This window comes from Pseudorhizobium tarimense, assembly GCF_022968135.1.
GTDB classification, from domain to species: domain Bacteria; phylum Pseudomonadota; class Alphaproteobacteria; order Rhizobiales; family Rhizobiaceae; genus Neorhizobium; species Neorhizobium tarimense.
In genome coordinates, this window is the sequence record NZ_JALJRA010000010.1 from 100,827 (window position 1) to 120,700 (window position 19,874).

At 61.6% G+C, this 19,874-nt stretch carries 16 protein-coding genes; 10 read left to right on the forward strand and 6 right to left on the reverse strand.

Annotated features, from left to right (window positions below):
- Nucleotides 1-89 precede the first annotated feature (89 nt).
- On the reverse strand, nucleotides 90-317 hold the full coding sequence (locus MUU54_RS13640) for a hypothetical protein (protein ID WP_247244563.1): 228 nt from the start codon (nucleotides 315-317) through the stop codon (nucleotides 90-92).
- A gap of 109 nt (nucleotides 318-426) precedes the next feature.
- Between MUU54_RS13640 and MUU54_RS13645 the strand changes: the two genes are divergently transcribed.
- Both MUU54_RS13645 and MUU54_RS13650 read left to right on the forward strand, forming a co-directional pair.
- Nucleotides 427-1,320: an HpcH/HpaI aldolase/citrate lyase family protein gene (locus MUU54_RS13645; RefSeq protein ID WP_247244564.1), complete on the forward strand. Its 894-nt coding sequence runs from the start codon at nucleotides 427-429 to the stop codon at nucleotides 1,318-1,320.
- A complete protein-coding gene (locus tag MUU54_RS13650; RefSeq protein WP_247244565.1) occupies nucleotides 1,317-1,523 on the forward strand; it encodes a DUF1737 domain-containing protein in 207 nt (68 codons plus the stop codon). The genes MUU54_RS13645 and MUU54_RS13650 overlap by 4 nt, the downstream gene beginning before the upstream one ends.
- Nucleotides 1,524-1,538: 15 nt before the next feature.
- Here the strand turns inward: MUU54_RS13650 and MUU54_RS13655 are convergent, their stop codons facing one another.
- On the reverse strand, nucleotides 1,539-1,976 hold the full coding sequence (locus MUU54_RS13655) for a metallopeptidase family protein (protein ID WP_239998124.1): 438 nt from the start codon (nucleotides 1,974-1,976) through the stop codon (nucleotides 1,539-1,541).
- Between the two features lie 168 nt (nucleotides 1,977-2,144).
- Here MUU54_RS13655 and MUU54_RS13660 point away from each other — a divergent pair, with 168 nt between their 5' ends.
- The 5 genes from MUU54_RS13660 to bfr all read left to right on the forward strand — a co-directional run bounded on the left by MUU54_RS13660 (nucleotide 2,145) and on the right by bfr (nucleotide 8,833).
- Nucleotides 2,145-3,068 (forward strand): ImuA family protein, encoded by a 924-nt coding sequence (locus MUU54_RS13660; protein WP_247244566.1) that lies wholly within the window; start codon nucleotides 2,145-2,147, stop codon nucleotides 3,066-3,068.
- A gap of 40 nt (nucleotides 3,069-3,108) precedes the next feature.
- Entirely contained in the window at nucleotides 3,109-4,524 is a 1,416-nt protein-coding gene (locus MUU54_RS13665) for a Y-family DNA polymerase (protein WP_247244665.1), read from the forward strand.
- Nucleotides 4,524-7,946 (forward strand): error-prone DNA polymerase, encoded by a 3,423-nt coding sequence (locus tag MUU54_RS13670; protein WP_247244567.1) that lies wholly within the window; start codon nucleotides 4,524-4,526, stop codon nucleotides 7,944-7,946. The genes MUU54_RS13665 and MUU54_RS13670 overlap by 1 nt, the downstream gene beginning before the upstream one ends.
- Before the next feature lie 124 nt (nucleotides 7,947-8,070).
- Nucleotides 8,071-8,382, forward strand: a complete 312-nt coding sequence (locus MUU54_RS13675; RefSeq protein ID WP_239998121.1) for a (2Fe-2S)-binding protein — start codon at nucleotides 8,071-8,073, stop codon at nucleotides 8,380-8,382.
- Entirely contained in the window at nucleotides 8,348-8,833 is a 486-nt protein-coding gene (gene bfr / locus MUU54_RS13680) for a bacterioferritin (RefSeq protein ID WP_247244568.1), read from the forward strand. Before MUU54_RS13675 ends, bfr begins: the two co-directional genes overlap by 35 nt.
- Nucleotides 8,834-8,928: 95 nt before the next feature.
- On the opposite strand, the gene MUU54_RS13685 is transcribed toward bfr, so the two are convergent.
- On the reverse strand, nucleotides 8,929-9,396 hold the full coding sequence (locus MUU54_RS13685) for an Lrp/AsnC family transcriptional regulator (protein WP_247244569.1): 468 nt from the start codon (nucleotides 9,394-9,396) through the stop codon (nucleotides 8,929-8,931).
- Between the two features lie 123 nt (nucleotides 9,397-9,519).
- Here MUU54_RS13685 and putA point away from each other — a divergent pair, with 123 nt between their 5' ends.
- Together putA and MUU54_RS13695 are read left to right on the forward strand one after the other, a co-directional pair.
- Nucleotides 9,520-13,218 (forward strand): trifunctional transcriptional regulator/proline dehydrogenase/L-glutamate gamma-semialdehyde dehydrogenase, encoded by a 3,699-nt coding sequence (gene putA, locus MUU54_RS13690; RefSeq protein ID WP_247244570.1) that lies wholly within the window; start codon nucleotides 9,520-9,522, stop codon nucleotides 13,216-13,218.
- Nucleotides 13,219-13,307: 89 nt separating this feature from the next.
- Nucleotides 13,308-14,468, forward strand: coding sequence for an iron-containing alcohol dehydrogenase (locus MUU54_RS13695; RefSeq protein ID WP_247244571.1), 1,161 nt, complete (start codon nucleotides 13,308-13,310; stop codon nucleotides 14,466-14,468).
- Between the two features lie 9 nt (nucleotides 14,469-14,477).
- Here MUU54_RS13695 and MUU54_RS13700 read toward each other — a convergent pair whose 3' ends face one another.
- The 3 genes from MUU54_RS13700 to MUU54_RS13710 form a co-directional block, all read right to left on the reverse strand.
- Nucleotides 14,478-14,915, reverse strand: coding sequence for a YqaA family protein (locus MUU54_RS13700; RefSeq protein WP_247244572.1), 438 nt, complete (start codon nucleotides 14,913-14,915; stop codon nucleotides 14,478-14,480).
- A 76-nt stretch (nucleotides 14,916-14,991) separates the two neighbouring features.
- Entirely contained in the window at nucleotides 14,992-17,532 is a 2,541-nt protein-coding gene (gene secD, locus MUU54_RS13705; RefSeq protein WP_247244573.1) for a protein translocase subunit SecD, read from the reverse strand.
- An 84-nt stretch (nucleotides 17,533-17,616) separates the two neighbouring features.
- On the reverse strand, nucleotides 17,617-17,970 hold the full coding sequence (locus tag MUU54_RS13710; protein ID WP_247244574.1) for a hypothetical protein: 354 nt from the start codon (nucleotides 17,968-17,970) through the stop codon (nucleotides 17,617-17,619).
- A 251-nt stretch (nucleotides 17,971-18,221) separates the two neighbouring features.
- On the opposite strand from MUU54_RS13710, the gene MUU54_RS13715 reads away from it, so the two are divergent.
- Nucleotides 18,222-19,814: a gamma-glutamyltransferase family protein gene (locus tag MUU54_RS13715; RefSeq protein ID WP_247244575.1), complete on the forward strand. Its 1,593-nt coding sequence runs from the start codon at nucleotides 18,222-18,224 to the stop codon at nucleotides 19,812-19,814.
- Nucleotides 19,815-19,874 lie beyond the last annotated feature (60 nt).

Here is a 19,874-nt window from a genome sequence, read left to right on the forward strand (position 1 = left end):
AAAGCAAATCTCGACCGATTTGAAGGACCGTTTTGGCCCAGGGCGGTACGCTTGAGGCCGGAAACAGAGCCTTTCGGCGTAGCGCTGGATCAAAGGTCGATGATCGTGCCGCGGCCGTCGTTCCAGACGTGCATTTCGTCCTTCCGCACCTTAGCCTGCACCGGGACCGGTTTCAGCTTAGCCGACAGAAGGCGGCCGGCAGCAAGTGCGCCGAGAACCCCGATGAAGGCAACAGTGAGCGAAGCCGTCAGCAACGCCGCCAGCGCAAAAAGCGCAAGCCCGGTGGTGAAGAAGAAGAACGAACGGATGTTTTGCATGGCACAACCCTTTCTGTGACACGAATGTGGTCCCTACGGGTATGGCTTGCAAGGCTCTTCATGCTCTTGCGATATTGCGCCGCGCCGAAAACCTTGTCACAAAATCGCGATGACGACCGTAAGTTCCCCAACGAGCCATTCTGCCCGCATCCGCCGCTCCTGTCTCAGCGTCCCTGCCATCAATCAGCGGGCCCTAGACAAGACGCACGGTCTCGATTGCGACGTGGTCATCTTTGACCTGGAGGATTCTGTCTTTCCCGAGAAGAAGGGTGAGGCACGGGACAATCTTCGACGTTTCTTTCGGCAGACGCCGCTTGAGGGTCGAGAAGCGGTCATCCGCACCAACGCAATCGGCTCCGAATTCCAAAGGGCCGACATCGATCTGGTCCTGGAGCTCGCGCCGGATGCCGTGCTGCTTCCCAAGGTGGATGGCCCGCAGGATATTCGAGAGGCTGCGGATCTTGCCGCAGCGTCACCTGGCGTAAGGCTCTGGGCGATGATGGAGACGGCAAAGGGTGTGCTCAACGCCGCGGCGATTGCCGCGGCCGATGCGCGGCTGGACTGCCTTGTGCTCGGCCTCAACGACCTGCGCAAGGACACTGGCGTGCCATCCGAGCATGGTCGGACCTATCTGGTGCCCTGGATCATGCAGGTGGTGCTGGCGGCCCGTGCCCATGGCCTCGACGTCATCGACAGTGTCTTCAACGACTTCTGGGATACAGACGGATTTGCAGCCGAGTGCTCCCAGGGCCGCGCCATGGGATTTGACGGCAAGATGCTGATCCATCCCGCACAGATCGAGGGCGCCAATCAAGCCTTCAGCCCGTCTGCCGAGGCAATTGCTGAAGCGGAGGCGATCGTCACTGCTTTTGCCGATCCGGCGGCACGTGATCTCAACGTCATCAACATGAACGGCCAGATGGTCGAGCGGCTTCACCTGGAGCAGGCGGAGCGGCTCCTTGCCAAGACCCGGCATCTTACCAACAGAAAGACGACAGCATGAAAGTTTACCGCTTTATCACCGGCCCCGACGACTCCTCCTTCTGCCATCGCGTTACCGATGCGCTGAACAAGGGCTGGGAACTGCACGGTTCGCCAAGCCACAGCTTCAATGCTGCGGAGAACAAGATGTATTGTGGCCAGGCGGTGGTGAAGACCGTGCATGGCAAGGATTACGATCCCAGCATGAAGCTCGGCGAGCAGTAAGGGGCGCAGAACGGATCAACGATCCGTCGCCTCTTCGGCGCTCGCCTCGATCCGCTCCATATCGTCATCGCTCAGGCCGAAATGGTGGCCAATCTCGTGGATGAGGACATGGGTGATGATGTCGCCCAAGGTCTCTTCGTTTTCGGCCCAGTAATCCAGGATCGGGCGGCGGTAGAGCCGGATGCGGTTCGGCAATTCGCCCGTTTCCATGGAAAAGCGCTCGGAAATGCCGCGGCCTTCAAACAGGCCGAGCAGATCGAAAGGCGTTTCCAGCGCCATGTCCTCGAAGATTTCGTCGTCCGGGAAATCCTCGATCTCGATGGTCAGGTTGGTGGTCAGTGCCCGGAATTCTTCCGGCAGATTGCCATAGGCTTCGATGGCCAACGATTCAAAGGCGCTGATGGTCGGCGCGTGGCGATCCCGCCAATCGTCGGTTTGGTCTATACGGGCCATAGATGCTCCTTGTTGGGCCTCATATAAGCTATTCCAGAAAATTTTCGAGAGGATTCATAGGCCTTCGGGAGAAGCCGGTCTCTCCGCTCAGAATCTCGGTTGACTCTTCGAATGACCTCTGGAATCCATTAGAACATAGAGTGAACATATCGGAATGGAGCTGACGCCATGGCCAAGCACGCCACGGCGCAGGAGAGACTTTTTGCCCTGCGTGAGACGATTGCCAAACTGGAAGGCAAGACACCGACGCTAGTGGCCGAAGAGCAGCCGCAGGGCGAGAGAATGGCTGCAACGGGAAAGGACAGCCGGCGCATTGCCCTTGGAGTCGACGAGCTGGATGCTGCCCTGGAAGGGGGGCTTCCGCTGGACGGGATGACGGAAATCCGCACCTGTGCCATGCGTAACTCCGGTGCAGGCAGTGGTTTTGTTTTGGCCTTGGCAGCTCTGATCCAGCGACAAGCCAAGGCTTCCGCCCTTTTGTGGATCAGCGACAGGTTCTCCAATGTCGAGGCGGGCCGGCCCTATCCGATTGGTCTTGCCCAATATGGCCTCCAGGTCAGGCACTTCCTCCACGCGCTTCCCAGGAAGCTGGAGGATGCCTTGTGGCTTGCGGAAGCCGCTGCGGCGAGTGATGCCCTGGCTGCGACCATTCTTGAGATTAGAGGAAACCCTTCCGCCTTCGGTCTGTCCGAAAGCCGGAGGCTTAGTCTGAGAGCAAAAGCGGCGAGGCGGCCGATTTTGCTTCTGCGGCATGCAAGCGAGGAGGAGGCCAGCAGCGCCGTCTTCCGTTTCCATGCCGAACCCGGACCCGCTGCCGAGCGGGTCCTTCCCAACGGGACCATGCTTGGCGGCAGCATCGGTTCTCCCGTTTTCCGTCTTACCCTGGAGAAGAGCCGCAATCCGGCTCCGCTCTCCTTTCTTCTGGAGTGGAATTCCCGTGACCGTCAATTTTGCCTCGCCCGACAAACAGAGCCGTCTCGCCTTTCCGGGGATGCAACAGCGCATTCTGGCACTCGTCTTCCCGCATCTGCCGACGGACCGGATTGCGCGGCGGCTCTGGGGCGTCTCATGGCGTTTGACCGGGCGTCCTGACCATCCGCCGCTGCTTTGCTCCGGCCGGCGCGACAATGGTATGCGTCTGACGGCGCTGGACGAAGTAGCGGCCGGGCTGGGACTGCGGCACGGGCAGGGTCTGGCCGAAGCGCGTGCCATGTATCCGGCCATCGATGTCGCTGAAGAGGATCCGGCCGCCGACAGGGCGCTTCTGGAAGCGATCGCCGACTGGTGCGACCGTTATACGCCGCTGGTGGCGCTCGATGGCAGCGACGGGCTGTTTCTCGATATCACCGGCTGCACGCATCTGTTCGGCGGGGAACAGGCCCTGCTCGACGACATTCTGCTGCGCCTGCTCCAGATGGGGTTCAAGGTTCAGGGAGCAATTTCCGGCTCGCCCGGTCTCTCCTGGGCCATGTGCCGTTTCGGCCAAGGCGGCGTGATCGAGGATGGCGGGGGTGAGGAGATGCTTGCGTCTCTCCCTGTCGCCTGCCTGCGCATTGGCGGGGAAACCATTGCAGCGTTAAACAAGCTCGGGCTCAAACAGGTGGGGGACCTGCTTGCGATGCCGCGCGCCGGCTTGGCGCGACGCTTTGGCGGCCACCTCCTTCTCCGGCTCGATCAGGCATTGGGTCACGAGGAGGAGCCGATCTCGCCGCGCCGTCCCGTAGCCTTGCTTTCGATCGAAAGGAAGTTGGCTGAAGCTATCCAGGCGGAGGAGGAAATCCTGGAGCTGGCGGCGCGCATGGCGCTTTCCTTGCGGGCCAGCCTGGAGGCGCGCGGTGTGGGCGGGCGGGTTTTTGAACTCGTGCTGTTCCGTGTGGACGGCCGCGTCTTTCGGATTTCTGCCGGCGCCTCCCGCCCTTTGCGGGATCCGCAGAAGATCGCCGAATTGTTTACCGAGCGGCTGAAGTCGGTTCATGACGAACTGGATGCAGGTTTCGGCTTCGAGCTTTTCCGGCTCAACGTGCTCCAGCATGATCCTTGCGAGGCGAGCCAGGACAACCTTCTGGGAAAAGCGGAGGGTGGGGCGCCGCTGGCCGATCTCATCGATCGTGTTTCGGCAAGGCTGGGTGAAGACGTGCTACAGGCATTCCAGCTCCGCGAAAGTCATATCCCGGAACGCGCCATTTTCGCGCACCCAGCCCTGAGACATGAGGCGGAGACAGAAGGCAAACCAAACCCGGCAGCCATGACGGAACGAGAAAGGCCGCTGCGCCTCCTTGCACGGCCGGAGCCTGTGGAGGCTTTTGCCGCAATCGTTCCGGATGGCCCCCCGAGCCGCTTCCGCTGGCGCCGTGTTCTTCATGATGTTGCGCGGGCGGAAGGGCCGGAGCGGATTTCGCCGGAATGGTGGCTGGATCAGGAAACCGCGCAGGAGCGGGATTATTTCCGCCTGGAAGTAGCGTCCGGCCATCGCTTCTGGGTGTACCGGCAAGGCCATTATGCGGATGATTACCGACCCACCTGGCACATGCATGGGATCTTCGCGTGATGGCGGATCCTGCTTTCTTCGAGATCGGCGCCCGGACGAATTTTTCGTTTCTGGAGGGTGCATCGAAGCCGGAGGAGATGGTGCTGGCCGCCTCCCTTCTCGGGCTCTCGGGGCTTGGCATTGCAGACCGCAACTCCGTGGCTGGAGTGGTGCGTGCCCATGCCCATGTGCGGGATCTTGCCGAACGACATCAGCGAGGAAAGGACGGGTATGAAGAGGAGAAGGATGTTCCTTCCCCTTGCCGTATGCAACCCGGTGCCCGACTCGTCTTCGCCGACGGAACCCCGGATGTCCTTGCCTATCCCATAAACCGGAAGGGATGGGCCAATCTCTGCCGCCTCCTCAGCCGGGGAAACCTACGGACGGAAAAGGGCGGCTGCATTCTGGAGGAATGGGATCTTCTGGAATGGGGGCAGGAGATGATGCTGGCCGTGACGCCCGATCCTGCCCGTGCTTCCGATGAAGCCTATCTGCAAAAACTCGGCGAGCTTCTGAAGCTGCTTCGGGAGAGGTTCGGCAGGGGCGTCTACCTGACGCTTTCTCCCAGCTATGACGGGCAGGACAGGTTTGTCTTCGCAACCTTCGCGGATGTTGGCGCGATGCACCGCATCCCGCTTATGGCCAGCAATCAACCGCTTTTTCATCTCCCGGAACGGCGGTCGCTATCGGATGTGGTGGTCGCGATCCGCGAGCACGTGCAGATCGCTGAGGCTGGCTTCAGGTTGGCGGCGAACGGGGAGCGGCACCTGAAGATAGGGCGGGAGATGAGCCGCCTTTTTGCAGATTTTCCGGAAACCGTGACGAATACGGGAAAATTCTTTAGCCGGCTCCATTTTTCTCTGGACGAGCTGCAGCACAATTACCCGGATGAGAGCGTTCCCGGTGAAACGATGGCGCAGACGCTTGAGCGCCTGACTTGGGAGGGAGCGCGAGAGCGTTATGCTTCCGACGTGCCGGAGAAGGTTGCCCAACTGATCCGCTACGAACTCGATCTCATCCAGGAGATGCAATACGAGCCCTATTTCCTCACCGTGCGCCACATCGTCTGGCACGCTCGCAACGAGTTGAAGATCCTTTGCCAGGGGCGGGGGTCGGCTGCCAATTCCGCCGTCTGCTACTGTCTCGGGATTACGGAGGTCGATCCTGTCCACAGTACGCTCCTGTTCGAGCGCTTCATTTCCACCGAAAGAAACGAGCCGCCGGACATCGATGTGGATTTCGAGCACGAGCGGCGCGAAGAGATCATCCAGTACATCTATCGGCATTACGGCTTTCGCCATGCGGGGCTGACGGCGGCGGTGACCAGCTATCGCACCCGGATGGCGGGCCGGGAAGTGGCCAAGGCCTTCGGCCTGTCCGAAGATGTGCAGGCGGCGCTGGCAAGCACCGTCTGGGGATGGTCGGAGGAAGGGCTTTCGGAGCGCGAAGCCAAGGTGGCCGGTCTCGATCTTGCCCATCCCACGACCCAGAAGGTGATCGCTCACGCCAAGGAGTTGATGGGCTTTCCGCGCCACCTCACCCAGCATGTCGGCGGCTTCCTGATCACACGCGACCGGCTCGACGAAGTGGTGCCGATCATGAAGACCGCCATGCCCGGTCGCTACATGATCGAATGGGACAAGGACGATCTCGATACGCTGAAGCTCCTCAAGATCGATGTTCTGGCGCTTGGTATGTTGAGCTGTATGAGACGCGCCCTGGCGCTCCTAGAGGATCATTACAAGCAGCCGGAAACGCTGGCGAGCCTGATGGCAAAAGGTGACGATCCGAACGTCTTCGACATGATCTGCCGTGCCGATACGATCGGTGTCTTCCAGATCGAAAGCCGAGCGCAGATGAGCATGCTGCCGCGCCTGAAGCCGCGGCGTTTCTACGACCTCGTCATCGAGGTGGCGATCGTCCGGCCCGGGCCGATCCAGGGCAACATGGTGCACCCTTATCTGAAGCGTAGAGAGAAAGCGCTCAAGGGCGAGGAAATTCATTACGAGAAGCCGGAGCTCAAAGTGGTTCTGGAGCGAACACTCGGCGTCCCGCTCTTTCAGGAGCAGGTGATGCAGATTGCCATCACCGCGGCAGGATTCAAGCCATCTGAGGCCGACAAACTGCGCCGTTCGATGGCAACCTTCAAGCGGTCGGGGCGGGTGGTGGAGTTCAAGAAGGCGCTCGTCTCCGGCATGGTCAAGAATGGCTACAGCCGGGAATTTGCCGAGCGCTGCTTCAGCCAGATCGAGGGCTTTGCCGAATACGGATTTCCGGAAAGCCATGCCGCCTCATTTGCCCTCCTGGTCTACACCTCCTGCTGGATCAAGACTTATTATCCCGACGTGTTCTGCGCCGCGATCTTGAACTCGCAACCCATGGGGTTCTATGCGCCGGCCCAGCTGGTGCGTGACGCAAGGGAACATGGAGTCGAGATCCGGCCGGTGGACGTCAATCTCTCGAGCTGGGACAGCAGCCTGGAAGAAGCGGAGTTTCGTCCGAACCGTGTGGATCCGCGGCACCGGGAGATGCAGAGCGTCATCCGCAGCCGCCATGCCGTACGGTTGGGTTTTCGCCAGATCAAGGGAATGGCGGAGAGGGAGGTACTGGAAAAGCTGATTGCCAACAGGGGCGACGGCTATCACTCCATCCATGACCTCTGGAGGCGATCGGGGCTGGATCGAGGCGCTCTGGAGCGCCTGGCGGATGCGGATGCCTTCGGCTCCATCGGGCTCAGCCGCCGGCAAGCCCTCTGGGCCGTGCGGGGGCTTGATCAAGTGAAGCCTCAGAAAAACCTGCCGCTGTTCGAGGTGGCAGGAAACGCAGACTTGAGGCCGGAGCAGCAGGTTGTGCTGCCGTCGATGCTTCCGGGAGAAGAGGTCATCGAGGACTACCGCCACCTCACCCTTTCCCTGAAGGCTCATCCGACCTCCTTCATCCGAGAGGATTTTGCCCGCATGGGTGTTACGCGGAGCGTCGACCTTCTTTCGGTGCCGAACGGCCGCAAGGTCACCATTGCCGGGCTGGTTCTCGTACGCCAGCGCCCGGGCTCGGCGAGTGGCGTGATCTTCATGACGCTTGAAGACGAGACGGGAGTGGCGAACGCCATTGTCTGGCCGAAGGTGTTCGAGCAGTACCGGCCCGTGGTGATGGGTGCGCGCATGGTGAAGATCTGTGGCCGGCTGCAGAGCGCGCATGGTGTCATCCATACGGTGGTGGAGCAGATTCAGGACATCACGCCTATGCTGGGTCTGCTCCAGAAGGAGGTTCGCCGCTTTGGCGCGCCCCGCCCAGGCGCCGACGAAGCGTTGGGTTCAGGATGCGGCAGCTATCGCAAAAGGAAGGTGGACGGAGAAACCCGCCCCTCCGACCCGAACGAGCCGCAGCTTCCGCTCGGAAGCCGACCGGAGGAGGTCATGCCGAAGGGGCGCAATTTCCATTGAGCGCATCGCCTAGGGCAGGAATCACAAGGGTGTGCTAATAAAGCCCCGCATTTTTTCTTGACAGAAGCCGTCCTCTTTAGCAAAAAGCGGATGTTACTGGTCATGTTTGACGGGTTGACCGAGAATGCTAGTCTGCAGCTGCAACTACATCACCGACAAGGAAATTCGCGACGTCATCGTCGAGCTCCTGGATCAGGACTGCTGGCAGCTGATCGTTCCTGCGAAAGTCTACCACGCGATGAGCAAGCGTGGCCGCTGCTGCGGTTGCTTCCCCAACGTCGTCGACATCATCATCAAGACAACCGAGGAATATCACGCGCAGCGGCACTCGACGACCGCTGACGTTATCGATTATATGTCCCGCCTGAAACAGTTCCACGAGGAAAACAGGAGAGCGGACATTGAAAGGCGACAGCAGCGTCATCGAGCGGCTTAACGAGGCATTGTTCCTCGAACTTGGCGCCGTCAACCAGTACTGGCTTCACTACCGTCTGCTATCGGACTGGGGTTATTCCAAGCTCGCTAAGAAGGAGCGTGAGGAATCCATCGAGGAGATGCATCACGCCGACAAGCTGATCGACCGCATCATCTTTCTCGAAGGTCATCCCAACCTCCAGACTCTGGCGCCGTTGCGCATCGGCCAGAACGTCAAGGAAGTTCTCGAAGCCGATCTCGCCGGCGAATATGATGCCCGCACTGCCTACAAGGCATCCCGCGACGTCTGTCACGCCGCCGGAGACTATGTCTCCATGAAGCTGTTCGAAGAACTGCTGGCGGATGAGGAAGGTCACATCGACTTCCTCGAAACCCAGCTCGAGCTCCTCGGCAAGATCGGCGAAGAACGCTATGGCCAGCTGAACGCAGAATCTGCCGACTCTGCCGAGTAACTGCTTTCCCGGCTCCGGTGGCTTTACCTCCGGAGCCTACTCCCGGAGCACAAGGCGATACCGTCGCCTGGCTGTGCTACAGCCTTGCTGCCAGTCTACTTCTCCTTCACCGACTGCATTGCCACCGACGTCGACGTGCTTGCGACATGTGGCAGGCTTGAGATCTTCTCCCCTAAGACTTCCCGGTAGCGCCGAATGTTGGACGTTCGGACCTTCAGCAGATAGTCAAAGCGGCCGGCGATCATGTGGCACTCCTCCACCTCCCGAATCTTGCCGACGGCCTTGTTGAACTCCGCAAGAGCCGATTCCCGCGTGTCGGACAGCGTGACCTCTGCAAAAGCGACGTGGTCGAGGCCCAGCTTCTGCGGGTTGAGAACGGCGCGGAAGCCTTCGATATAGCCATCGTCGACAAGCCGTTTCAGTCGCGCGGCGCAAGGCGTCTTGGACAAGCCAATCCGACTGGCAAGCTCCGTCACCGGCATGCGCCCATCAGCCCCAAGTAGCTCAAGGATCTTTCGGTCATATCCGTCGATCTGGCTAATTTTATCATCTTTCGCAGGCATAATGGTCCAAACGCAGCTCGATAAAAGGTAGATCAGCCTGAGATAGGCCCGAGAAAAAGTCCAGCAAAAATCCGGCGGTAAAGTAAGCTGTTTCGCAGCCAATATCGCTCCGGATCACGACAGATGAACAGCCAGCCAGAACATGCAACGCCTGCTGCAGCGGCCCGTCCACCGTTTGCCGATTTCGCGCCGCTCGTGCGGCCACAGAATTCGCTGCGGAAGCAGATCACGTCGGCCTACCGCTTGCCGGAGACCGCCTGCGTGGAGCCGCTGCTCCTTTCAGCGACGCTTCCGGGCGAAACGCGCAGCAAGATCAGAAACACCGCCCGCGGCTTGATCGAGGCGTTGCGCCGCAAGCAGCGCGGCTCCGGCATTGAAGGTCTGGTGCACGAGTATTCGCTGTCGAGCCAGGAGGGCGTCGCTTTGATGTGTCTGGCAGAGGCACTGTTGCGCATTCCGGATGCGGCCACGCGCGATGCGCTTATCCGCGACAAGATCTCGGCAGGCGACTGGAAGTCTCATGTCGGCGGTGGCCGGTCGCTGTTCGTCAATGCCGCCACCTGGGGTCTCGTCGTCACGGGCAAGCTGACATCGACAGTCAACGACCGCAGTCTGGCCGCGGCACTGACCCGCCTTATCGCCCGTTGCGGCGAGCCGGTGATCCGGCGTGGCGTCGACATGGCGATGCGCATGATGGGTGAGCAATTCGTTACCGGCGAGACGATCGACGAGGCGCTGAAGCGTGCCCGGCCGCTTGAAGAGCGCGGCTTCCGCTACTCCTATGACATGCTGGGCGAAGCTGCGACGACTGCGGCGGACGCTGCACGCTACTACCATGACTACGAGGCGGCGATCCATGCCATCGGCAAGGCCTCTGCCGGCCGCGGCGTGTATAACGGTCCCGGCATCTCCATCAAGCTCTCTGCGCTTCATCCGCGCTACAGCCGTTCGCAGGCGGAGCGGGTGATGGACGAGCTTTTGCCGAAGGTGAAGGCGTTGGCGCTAATCGCCAAGGCCTACAATATCGGCCTCAACATCGATGCAGAAGAAGCCGACCGACTGGAGCTGTCGCTCGACCTGCTTGAGGCGCTTTGCCTCGATCCCGCGCTGGCGGACTGGGACGGGATCGGCTTCGTCGTGCAGGCCTATGGCAAGCGCTGCCCCTTCGTCCTGGACTTCATCATCGACCTTGCCCGCCGTTCCGGCCACAGGATCATGGTTCGCCTGGTGAAAGGCGCCTACTGGGACGCTGAAATCAAGCGAGCCCAGCTCGAAGGTCTTGAGGATTTCCCCGTCTTCACGCGCAAGGTTCACACGGACCTTTCCTACATTGCCTGCGCCAAGAAGCTGCTCGCTGCGACGGATGCGGTTTTCCCTCAGTTCGCTACCCACAATGCGCAGACGCTTGCAACGATCTATCATCTGGCGGGTGCCGAGTTCCAGGTCGGCAAGTACGAGTTCCAGTGCCTGCACGGTATGGGTGAACCGCTTTATGACGAAGTCGTGGGCAAGGAGAAGCTTGATCGACCCTGCCGCATCTATGCGCCGGTCGGAACCCATGAGACACTGCTCGCCTACCTCGTGCGGCGCCTTCTCGAAAACGGCGCGAACTCCTCCTTCGTCAACCGAATTGCCGATCCGTCGGTCTCAGTCAACGAGCTGATCGCGGATCCCGCGGATATTGTTCGCGCCATGCCTGTCCCGGGCGCTCCCCATGATCAGATCGCGCTGCCCAGGAACATCCTTGGTGCGGGGCGGACCAACTCTGCAGGTCTTGATCTCTCTAGTGAGACCGTTCTGGCACAGCTGACGGAAGAGCTGCAGCGGAGTGCGACGATGGATTGGCGAGCAGAGCCGATCATCAAGGGTGTGCAACCGAAGGGAAATTCGCATCCGGTCGCCAACCCTGCGGATCATCTGGACATCGTTGGCTATGTCGCCGAAGCGACGGAAGAGGAAGCAAAGGCCGCGGTCGAGCGCGCTCGTGAATATGCTGCGAAGTGGGAGGCTGTCGCGCCCGCCGATCGAGCCGCCCGGCTTGAGAGGGCAGCCGACCTTATGGAATCATGCATGCCGGTCCTGCTTGGACTGATCATGCGCGAAGCCGGCAAGTCGCTTCCCAACGCGATAGCGGAAGTGCGTGAGGCGGTCGATTTTCTGCGCTATTACGCCGAACAGGCGCGGCGTACGCTGGGGCCGGCGCACAAGGCGCTTGGGCCTGTCGTCTGTATCAGCCCGTGGAACTTCCCGCTCGCGATCTTTACCGGGCAGGTCGCTGCGGCACTCGTTGCGGGCAACCCGGTACTGGCGAAGCCGGCCGAGGAGACGCCCCTGATTGCGGCGGAAGCGGTTCGGATACTGCATGAGGCTGGCGTTCCTCTCGGCGCCCTCCAATACGTCCCCGGAGAGGGCCGCATAGGAGCGGCGCTGGTGGCAGCGCCGGAGACATGCGGCTTGATGTTCACCGGTTCGACCGAAGTGGCGCGGCTGATCCAGAAGCAGCTTTCCGACCGGCTTCTGCCAACTGGAAAGCCAATACCGTTGATTGCGGAAACCGGTGGGCAGAACGCGATGATCGTCGACTCGTCGGCCTTAGCGGAGCAGGTGGTGGGCGACGTGATCGCATCCGCCTTTGACAGCGCAGGCCAGCGCTGCTCCGCACTTCGCGTTCTCTGCTTGCAGGAGGAGATCGCCGACCGGACGCTGACAATGCTGAAGGGCGCGCTGAAGGAGCTCTCGATCGGTCGCACAGACAGGCTGAGCGTCGACATCGGACCCGTCATCACACCCGAGGCGAAGGGGAACATCGAGGCGCACGTCGAGAAGATGCAGGCGATGGGCCGGAAGGTCGAGCAGATCGCGATGCCGCAGGAGACCGCTGCCGGGACCTTCGTAGCACCGACCATCATCGAGCTCGACACGCTGAAGGATCTGGAGCGCGAGGTCTTTGGCCCGGTCCTGCACGTCATCCGGTATCGCCGCAACGAGCTCGACCGGCTGATCAACGATATTAATGGCACGGGCTATGGCCTGACATTCGGCCTGCATACAAGGCTGGATGAGACGATCGCGCACGTCACGAGCCGCATTCGTGCCGGCAATCTCTATGTCAACCGCAACATCATCGGTGCAGTCGTCGGCGTGCAGCCGTTCGGCGGCCGTGGCCTTTCGGGAACAGGGCCGAAGGCGGGAGGGCCCCTCTATCTCGGCCGGCTTATTCAGTCGGCGCCGGTCCCACCGCAGCACAGCTCGGTGCACACGGACCCGGCGCTTTTCGACTTCGTGCGCTGGCTGCAGACGAATGGAACTGCCGAAGAGGCCGACATGGCGGCTGCGCTGGGAAGCGCCTCCACACGAGGCCTGCACATGCAGCTCCCAGGGCCCGTGGGGGAGAATAACTTCTACTCGCTGCATCCCCGAGGGCAGATCCTGTTAGTGCCGGAAACGAAGGCGGGGCTCCGTCACCAGTTGGCAGCGGTGCTGGCGACTGGCAACTCGGCCGTGATTAATCGCGTCGAGGACCTTCAGGATTCGCTGACAAATCTGCCTACCTCCGTCGAAGCCAGAGTCCGCTGGTCTGCCGACTGGGCAGCTGACGGACCCTTCTCCGGTGCCCTTGTCGAAGGTGAGGCTGAGCGGGTCCGGTCCGTGACGCAGCGCATTGCGAAGCTTCCTGGGCCTCTGGTGTTGACGCAGGCGGCTAACACGCGTGAGCTCTCTAGCCCCGATGCCTATTGCCTGAGCTGGCTGCTGGAGGAGGTATCTACCTCGATCAACACCGCTGCCGCGGGCGGCAATGCGAGCCTGATGGCGATCGGTTAAGTCTCTCCTGCACTTGCAGCCCGCCCTGTCATGCGTCTTGATGGCGCGTGGCCGGCAGGCTGCCTCTGCTGGTCGGAGGGAGGAAACGCATGCAGCCGTTCGTATTCAACACGACCCCGCAGATCGTCTTCAAGCCTGGTGCCGCGGCAGAGGTTGCCGATGTCGCCGGTAAAGCCTTGGGCGAACGCGTTCTTTTCGTAACGGATCCGGGCATCCGGAGCCTCGGCCTTTGCGACGCAGCGCTCTCAAGCCTGGCGCAGGCGGGGATCGCCGTCTCGGTTTTCGATCAGGTCGAGGCGGACCCATCGCTTGGAACCGTTCAGAAGGCGGTTGAGGCGGGAAGGGTGCAGGACGTCTCAAACGTCATCGGCTTCGGGGGCGGTTCGTCACTTGATGTGGCCAAGGTTGCGGCGCTGCTTCTTGGCTCCGATCAGGAGGTGGAGAGCGCTTGGGGCGTCGGCAATGCAGTTGGCCCGCGTCTGCCGCTGGTGCTTGTGCCAACGACGGCGGGGACGGGTTCGGAGGTGACGCCGGTTTCGATCATATCCGTGGGCGGTTTGGAAAAGCGCGGCATATCTTCTTCCATCCTGCTGCCGGATGTCGCGATCCTCGACCCCGACCTAACCCTAGGGCTTCCGCCGCACATCACCGCCGCCACCGGCATTGATGCGATGGTTCATGCTATCGAGGCCTTCGCGTCGAAGAGCGCGAACAACAACCCGCTGTCAAAAATGCTGGCGCGACAGGCACTGCGTTTGCTGGGTGCAAATATCGAAGTTGCTGTGTCTGACGGAGCGAACCGCGAGGCTCGAGCAGCCATGCTGCTCGGCTCAACGCTTGCCGGTCAGGCTTTCGCCAACTCTCCGGTCGCAGCGGTTCATGCGCTTGCCTATCCCATCGGCGGTCGCTTCCATGTGCCTCATGGATTGTCGAACGCGCTTGTTCTGCCGCATGTGCTTCGTTTCAATGCCACAGACGCGGCGTTGGCCTATGCAGAGATTGCAGCCGACGCATTTCCTGACCTCACTGCGGAGGAGGAGCTTGAGGCCCGCTGCGATGGCTTTATTGAGCGGCTTGCGGGGCTGTCCGTGAAACTTCAGCTGCCGTCACGGCTACGGGATGTGGGGATTACGCAAGGTGATCTAGCGTTGATGGCGCAGGATGCGATGAAGCAGACGCGCCTGCTCGTCAACAATCCGCGTGAGATGACTGAAGCGGACGCCTATGCCATCTACCGTGCGGCGTGGTGACCGCTGAAGTCACAGCAGGCCGTGGGTGGCAGCGGCCAGAACGACATAGCGTGCGGCCTTGCCAGCGAGCACGAGCAGGACGAAGGTCGCCAGTGGCTCCCTTAAGACCCCTGCGACGACGGTCAATGCATCGCCGCCGATCGGCAGCCAGCTCAACAGAAGCGACCATCTGCCGAACCTGTGGTACCAGCGCTCTGCCCTTTCCAGTTGCTGTTCGGAAACCGGAAACCAGCGATGGTGCCTGAAGCGCTCGATCCCGCGCCCCAAGGCCCAGTTCACGACGGCGCCTAGCATGTTGCCGAAGGAGGCGGTCAGGACCAGCGCCCAGACCGGCTGGTTACCAGCCAGGATTAAGGAGACCAGGATTGCCTCCGACTGCATCGGCAGGATCGTCGCAGCAAGGAAAGCTGCGGCAAACAGGCCGCCATAGATCCCGATGTCCAGCAAGAGGGTCCTCCGCAGATGCAAGAAGGGGCGGAACCGGGCCGCCCCTTCTTCTTTGCATTTCAGATAAGCCCGGACTTCAGGCCTGGCGCACTTCTTCCCGGTCGTCGGTAGCCGCCTCGTCCGATGCCGCTGCGGCTGCCTTGGCGCGGCGCGTGCGCCAATCGCCGAGGAAGAGCAGGATGGGGGCCGCGATGAAGATCGACGAGGAGGTTGCGATGACGATGCCGAACACCATCGGGATCGCAAAGCTCGACACGGCGCTGCCGCCCCAGATTGCCATGGGAAGCATGGCAAGGAAGGTGGTGGCGGACGTGTAGAGGCTTCGAGCCAAGGTTTCGTTGATCGACAGGTCGATCAACTCGCGCAGGGACATCTTCTTGTAGAGCCGCATGTTTTCGCGCATGCGGTCATAGACGACAACCTTGTCGTTGACTGAGTAGCCGACCAGTGTCAGCACCGCGGCGATTGCGGTCAGGTTGAAGTCGAGGCCGGTGATGGCGAAAAAGCCGATCGTCTTCGTCACGTCGAGCACCAGCGTGGCGATCGCGCCCACGGCGAAGGGCCACTCGAACCGTACCCAAATGTAGATCAGCATGGCGAGCGATGCGAGGACGACCGAAAGGATGCCGGCGGTCGCGAGCTCGCCGCTCACCTTCGGACCGACGACTTCCGTGCGCTCGACCTCAGCGGTCGTATCGACCTCCACGACAGCGGCACGCAGGCGCTCGACTGCTGCGGTCTGTGCCTCTTCACCCCCCTGCTGCCGCTCGACGCGGACAAGCAGATGATTGGGGCTGCCGAATTCCTGGAGCGTAACGTCGCCGAGGCCAAGCCCATCGAGCTGGCTGCGGAAGGCCGCGATGTCCGCAGGCCCTTCCGTGACCACTTCCATCTGGATGCCGCCCCTGAAATCAACGCCGTAGTTGAGGCCCGGCGTGAAGAACAGGATGATGGACGCCACAGACAGGAAGAGCGAAACGCCGATGCCGAAGAAGCGGGCCTTCATGAAGCGGATCCGCGTGCCGTCCGGAACGAGACCGATCGGCAGAAGCGGCCGGATTTCGATCTTCTTCAGCTTCATGCGCGCAGTCAGCCATACCATCGCGACACGCACGATGGCCACGGCCGTGAACATCGAGATCACGATGCCGAGGCCCATGGTCACTGCAAAGCCGCGAACCGGACCGGAACCGAACCAGAAGAGCAGGACGGTTGCGATCAGAGTTGTTACGTTACTGTCGACGATGGTGGAGTAGGCGCGCTTGAAGCCTGCATCGATGGCGGCGAAAGCACTGCGACCTTTGCGGGTTTCTTCCTTGACGCGCTCGTTGATCAGAACGTTCGCGTCCACCGCGATCCCGATGCCGAGAACGATACCGGCAATACCTGGTAACGTTAGCGTTGCACCGATCATCGTCAGCGCGGCAAAGGTCAGGATAATGTTGATGAAGAGCGCGATGTTCGCAACCACACCCCAGCCGCCATAAAGCAGGATCAGGAAGCCGACAACGAGCAGGAAGCCGATGAAGCCGGTGAAGACGCCCATCTCGATGGCATCGGAGCCCAGATCGGCACCCACGGTACGTTCTTCGATGACGGTGAGCTTGGCGGGCAGAGCACCGGCGCGCAGGAGAGCGGAAAGCGTATTGGCTTCCTCGACGGTAAACCCGCCCGAGATCTGACCAGAGCCGCCTGTGATCGGCTGACGGATGACCGGCGCACTCAGCACCTTGTTGTCGAGCACGATGGCGAAGGGACGTCCGACATTGGCTTGAGTGATCTGGGCGAACCGATTTGCGCCGGCGGTGTCGAAGCGGAAGTTGACCACCGGTTCGTTGGTTTGCTGGTCGAAGGCTGCACGGGCATCGGTCAGACGGTCGCCGGAAAGCTCGACGCGATCGAGGACGGGATACTGCTGGCCCTGCTGGTCCGGCAGCATGGTCACGCCCGGCTCCCCCTGGTTGCCGAGCAGATGGAAGCTCATCTTCGCCGTTGAGCCGAGAAGCTGGCGGAGACGCGAGGGATCCTGTTCTCCCGGCAGCTGTACCAGAACGCGGTCGGAGCCGACGCGCTGGATCGTCGGTTCGGCAACGCCAACCTGATCGACGCGCTGGCGTATGATCTCGAGGCTCTGCTCGACCGCTGCACTCGCATGAGACTCGATGCCGGCCTCGGTATAGGCAAGCGTGATGGTGTTTGGGGACGGGGTCTCGATGTCTAGGTCGGACTGGCCAACGCTTGTGCCAAAGCCGACGGGGTTCGCCAGCGTCTCGAGCTGGTCAACCGCCTGGCTCTGCTGGGCCGGATCGCGCAGGGTGACAGTCACAACATCGCCGCTCCGCCGAACGCCGGACGGCTCGATGCCGTTATCACGTAGAACGCGGCGGCTGTCCTGCAAAAGGTTCTGAAGGCGTTCGTTTGTCAGATCTGCACGATCGACTTCGAGCACGAGATGTGAGCCGCCGCGAAGATCAAGACCGAGCGAGACGCGGCTGTGCGGCAGCCAGCTCGGCATCCGGTCGAGCGTCGACTGCGGAAGCACGTTCGGCAAGGCGATAATTATGCCGATGAAGATGATGAAGGCGTAGCTCGTCACCACCCAAGGGGAATTTCTCATATGTCTGTTCCTGCTGAGCCCGGCGGTATGGGGTCCTAGCCGGGGCACTCAATTATTGGCGCTACGGACGACGAAGCGTCGTGTTCAGGCGCTGAGTGGGGGAGCTCTGGAGCGGTATGCGGCAACCGGGGTGCCGGCATGGCGGGCGGATCCGGTTGTCCCGAAGCGCTCGTTTGAGCTGAAGAGGATGGCGGCCCCGGCGGCCATTGCAGGCAAGAAACCGTCTGCGCCGGACCAGCCGGTGGTGGAAGTGCCGTCGCGACGGATGTCCGTCGTCAGGAAGCGCAAGGGTTCGCGTTTGGACAGGTGCGGGACGTCCGAGCCGCTTTCGGCAGCCAGCACGCCGCTCCTCAGCCTGACGTCACGCGTCGCGTCCGTGATCAGACCAAGGAAGGCCAATAGAAATACGCCGAGCGCGAGCCATGGCAGGAGCGGCATTTCAAGCCTCCTGCTCCCGGCGGTCATCCGCAATGTCGGCGGAAAAGGCGCCATCCGCTGCAACTCCGGAGCATCTATGCCCTGATCGTGCCAAGGCCGGATGGCGCGTTCTACTGGAGAGCGCACCAAGGGTCAACGATTAGGGCGATCGCTCGTGCTTTCACGGAAACGGCGACTCCGCATTGACCGTCGGTTCGTGCCGTCACAGACTGCATTTTCCCTTTCAGCATCCCCCTCAGGAGATCACGATAATGAGAGATTTTTCCCTGCCGGGCCGTTCGCTCGCCGTCGGCCGAAAAGGGATGGCCGCCACGTCTCATCCGGCTTCTACATTAACGGCCATCGATATCCTCAGGCAGGGTGGCAATGCGATCGATGCCGCAGTTGCGGCCTGCGCGGTCCAGTGCGTCGTCGAAGCAGGCTCCACCGGCGTTGGCGGCGATTGCTTTGCCCTGCTCTCCATCGGGGGCAGTGACAAGATCCTTGCGTATAACGGCTCCGGACGGGCGCCGGCGGCGGCATCTGCGGAACACCTGCGCTCCCAAGGCCTGACGACGATCGAGCGCTGGTCACCCCATGCGGTGACCGTCCCCGGCGCTGTCGATGCATGGACGCGGCTTGTTTCTGACCACGGACGACTGGGCATGGCGGAGGTCCTTGCGCCGGCCATCGAACTTGCACGTGGCGGCTATCCCGTCTCACCGCGGGTTGCACACGATCTGGCGGCACAGCATGCAACCGTCGAGAAGGACGCTTCGACACGCGCGACCTTTCTTGTTGACGGTGAGGCGCCCGAAGTTGGGACCATCCACTATCAGCCGCGCCTTGCGGAGACGCTGGAGGCGATCGCCCGCGATGGGCGCAACGGCTTCTATCGAGGCTGGGTGGCGGAGGACATGGTGGAGCGCCTTGAGGCGGCCGGAGGCATGCATTCGCCGGACGATTTCGCGGAAGCTGAAGGGGAGTACGTCGAGACCATCAAGACGAGCTTCCGCGGCTATGACATTCACGAGTGCCCGCCCAACGGTCAGGGCATGATCGCCTTGATCATCCTTAACATCCTGTCTCATTTCCCAGGCTCTGGCGATCCGCTGGACGTCAATCGCCTTCACGTCGAGGTCGAAGCGACAAGGCTTGCCTATGCCGCCCGGCAACAGCTCCTTGCGGATCCGGCGAAGGTCGATGTGCCTGTCGACTACCTGCTGTCCGATAGGCTTGCGAAGGAACTGGCGGCGCAGATTGATCTCGACCGTGCCATCGAAGATCTCCCGCGGTTCAACGAGATGGCGCACACGGACACGGTCTACATCTGCATCGTCGACGAAGACCGGAACGCCGTGAGCTTCATCAACTCGATCTTCTCGCCCTACGGCAGTGGCATCATGGCGCCGAAGAGCGGCGTCCTTTTCCACAACCGCGGCCAGAGCTTTTCGCTCGAGGCAGGGCATCCGAACGAACTGGCACCGGGCAAGCGGCCGATGCATACGATCATTCCGGGGATGGTGACACGGGGTGGTCGGGCGGTCATGCCGTTTGGTGTCATGGGCGGCCATTACCAGGCGATGGGTCACGCCCATCTGCTGTCGAAGATCTTTGACTACGGTCTTGATCTTCAGACCGCGATCGAGTTGCCGCGGCTCTTTCCGCTGCCGGGTACGAATCAGATCGATATCGAGGGGCGGCTGCGCGACAGAGTCGGCGAGGAGCTGGTGCGCCGGGGTTTCGAGCTGCGCACGCCTGAATCGGCGATGGGCGGCGCGCAGGCAATATGGATCGATTGGGGGAGGGGCGTTCTGCTGGGCGGCTCCGATACGCGCAAGGACGGCCTGGCGCTCGGAATCTGATCTCAGGGGATTGGCAACCAGGTGTCTTGCAGGCCGGCGACAGGGGTCGCCGGCTTGCAA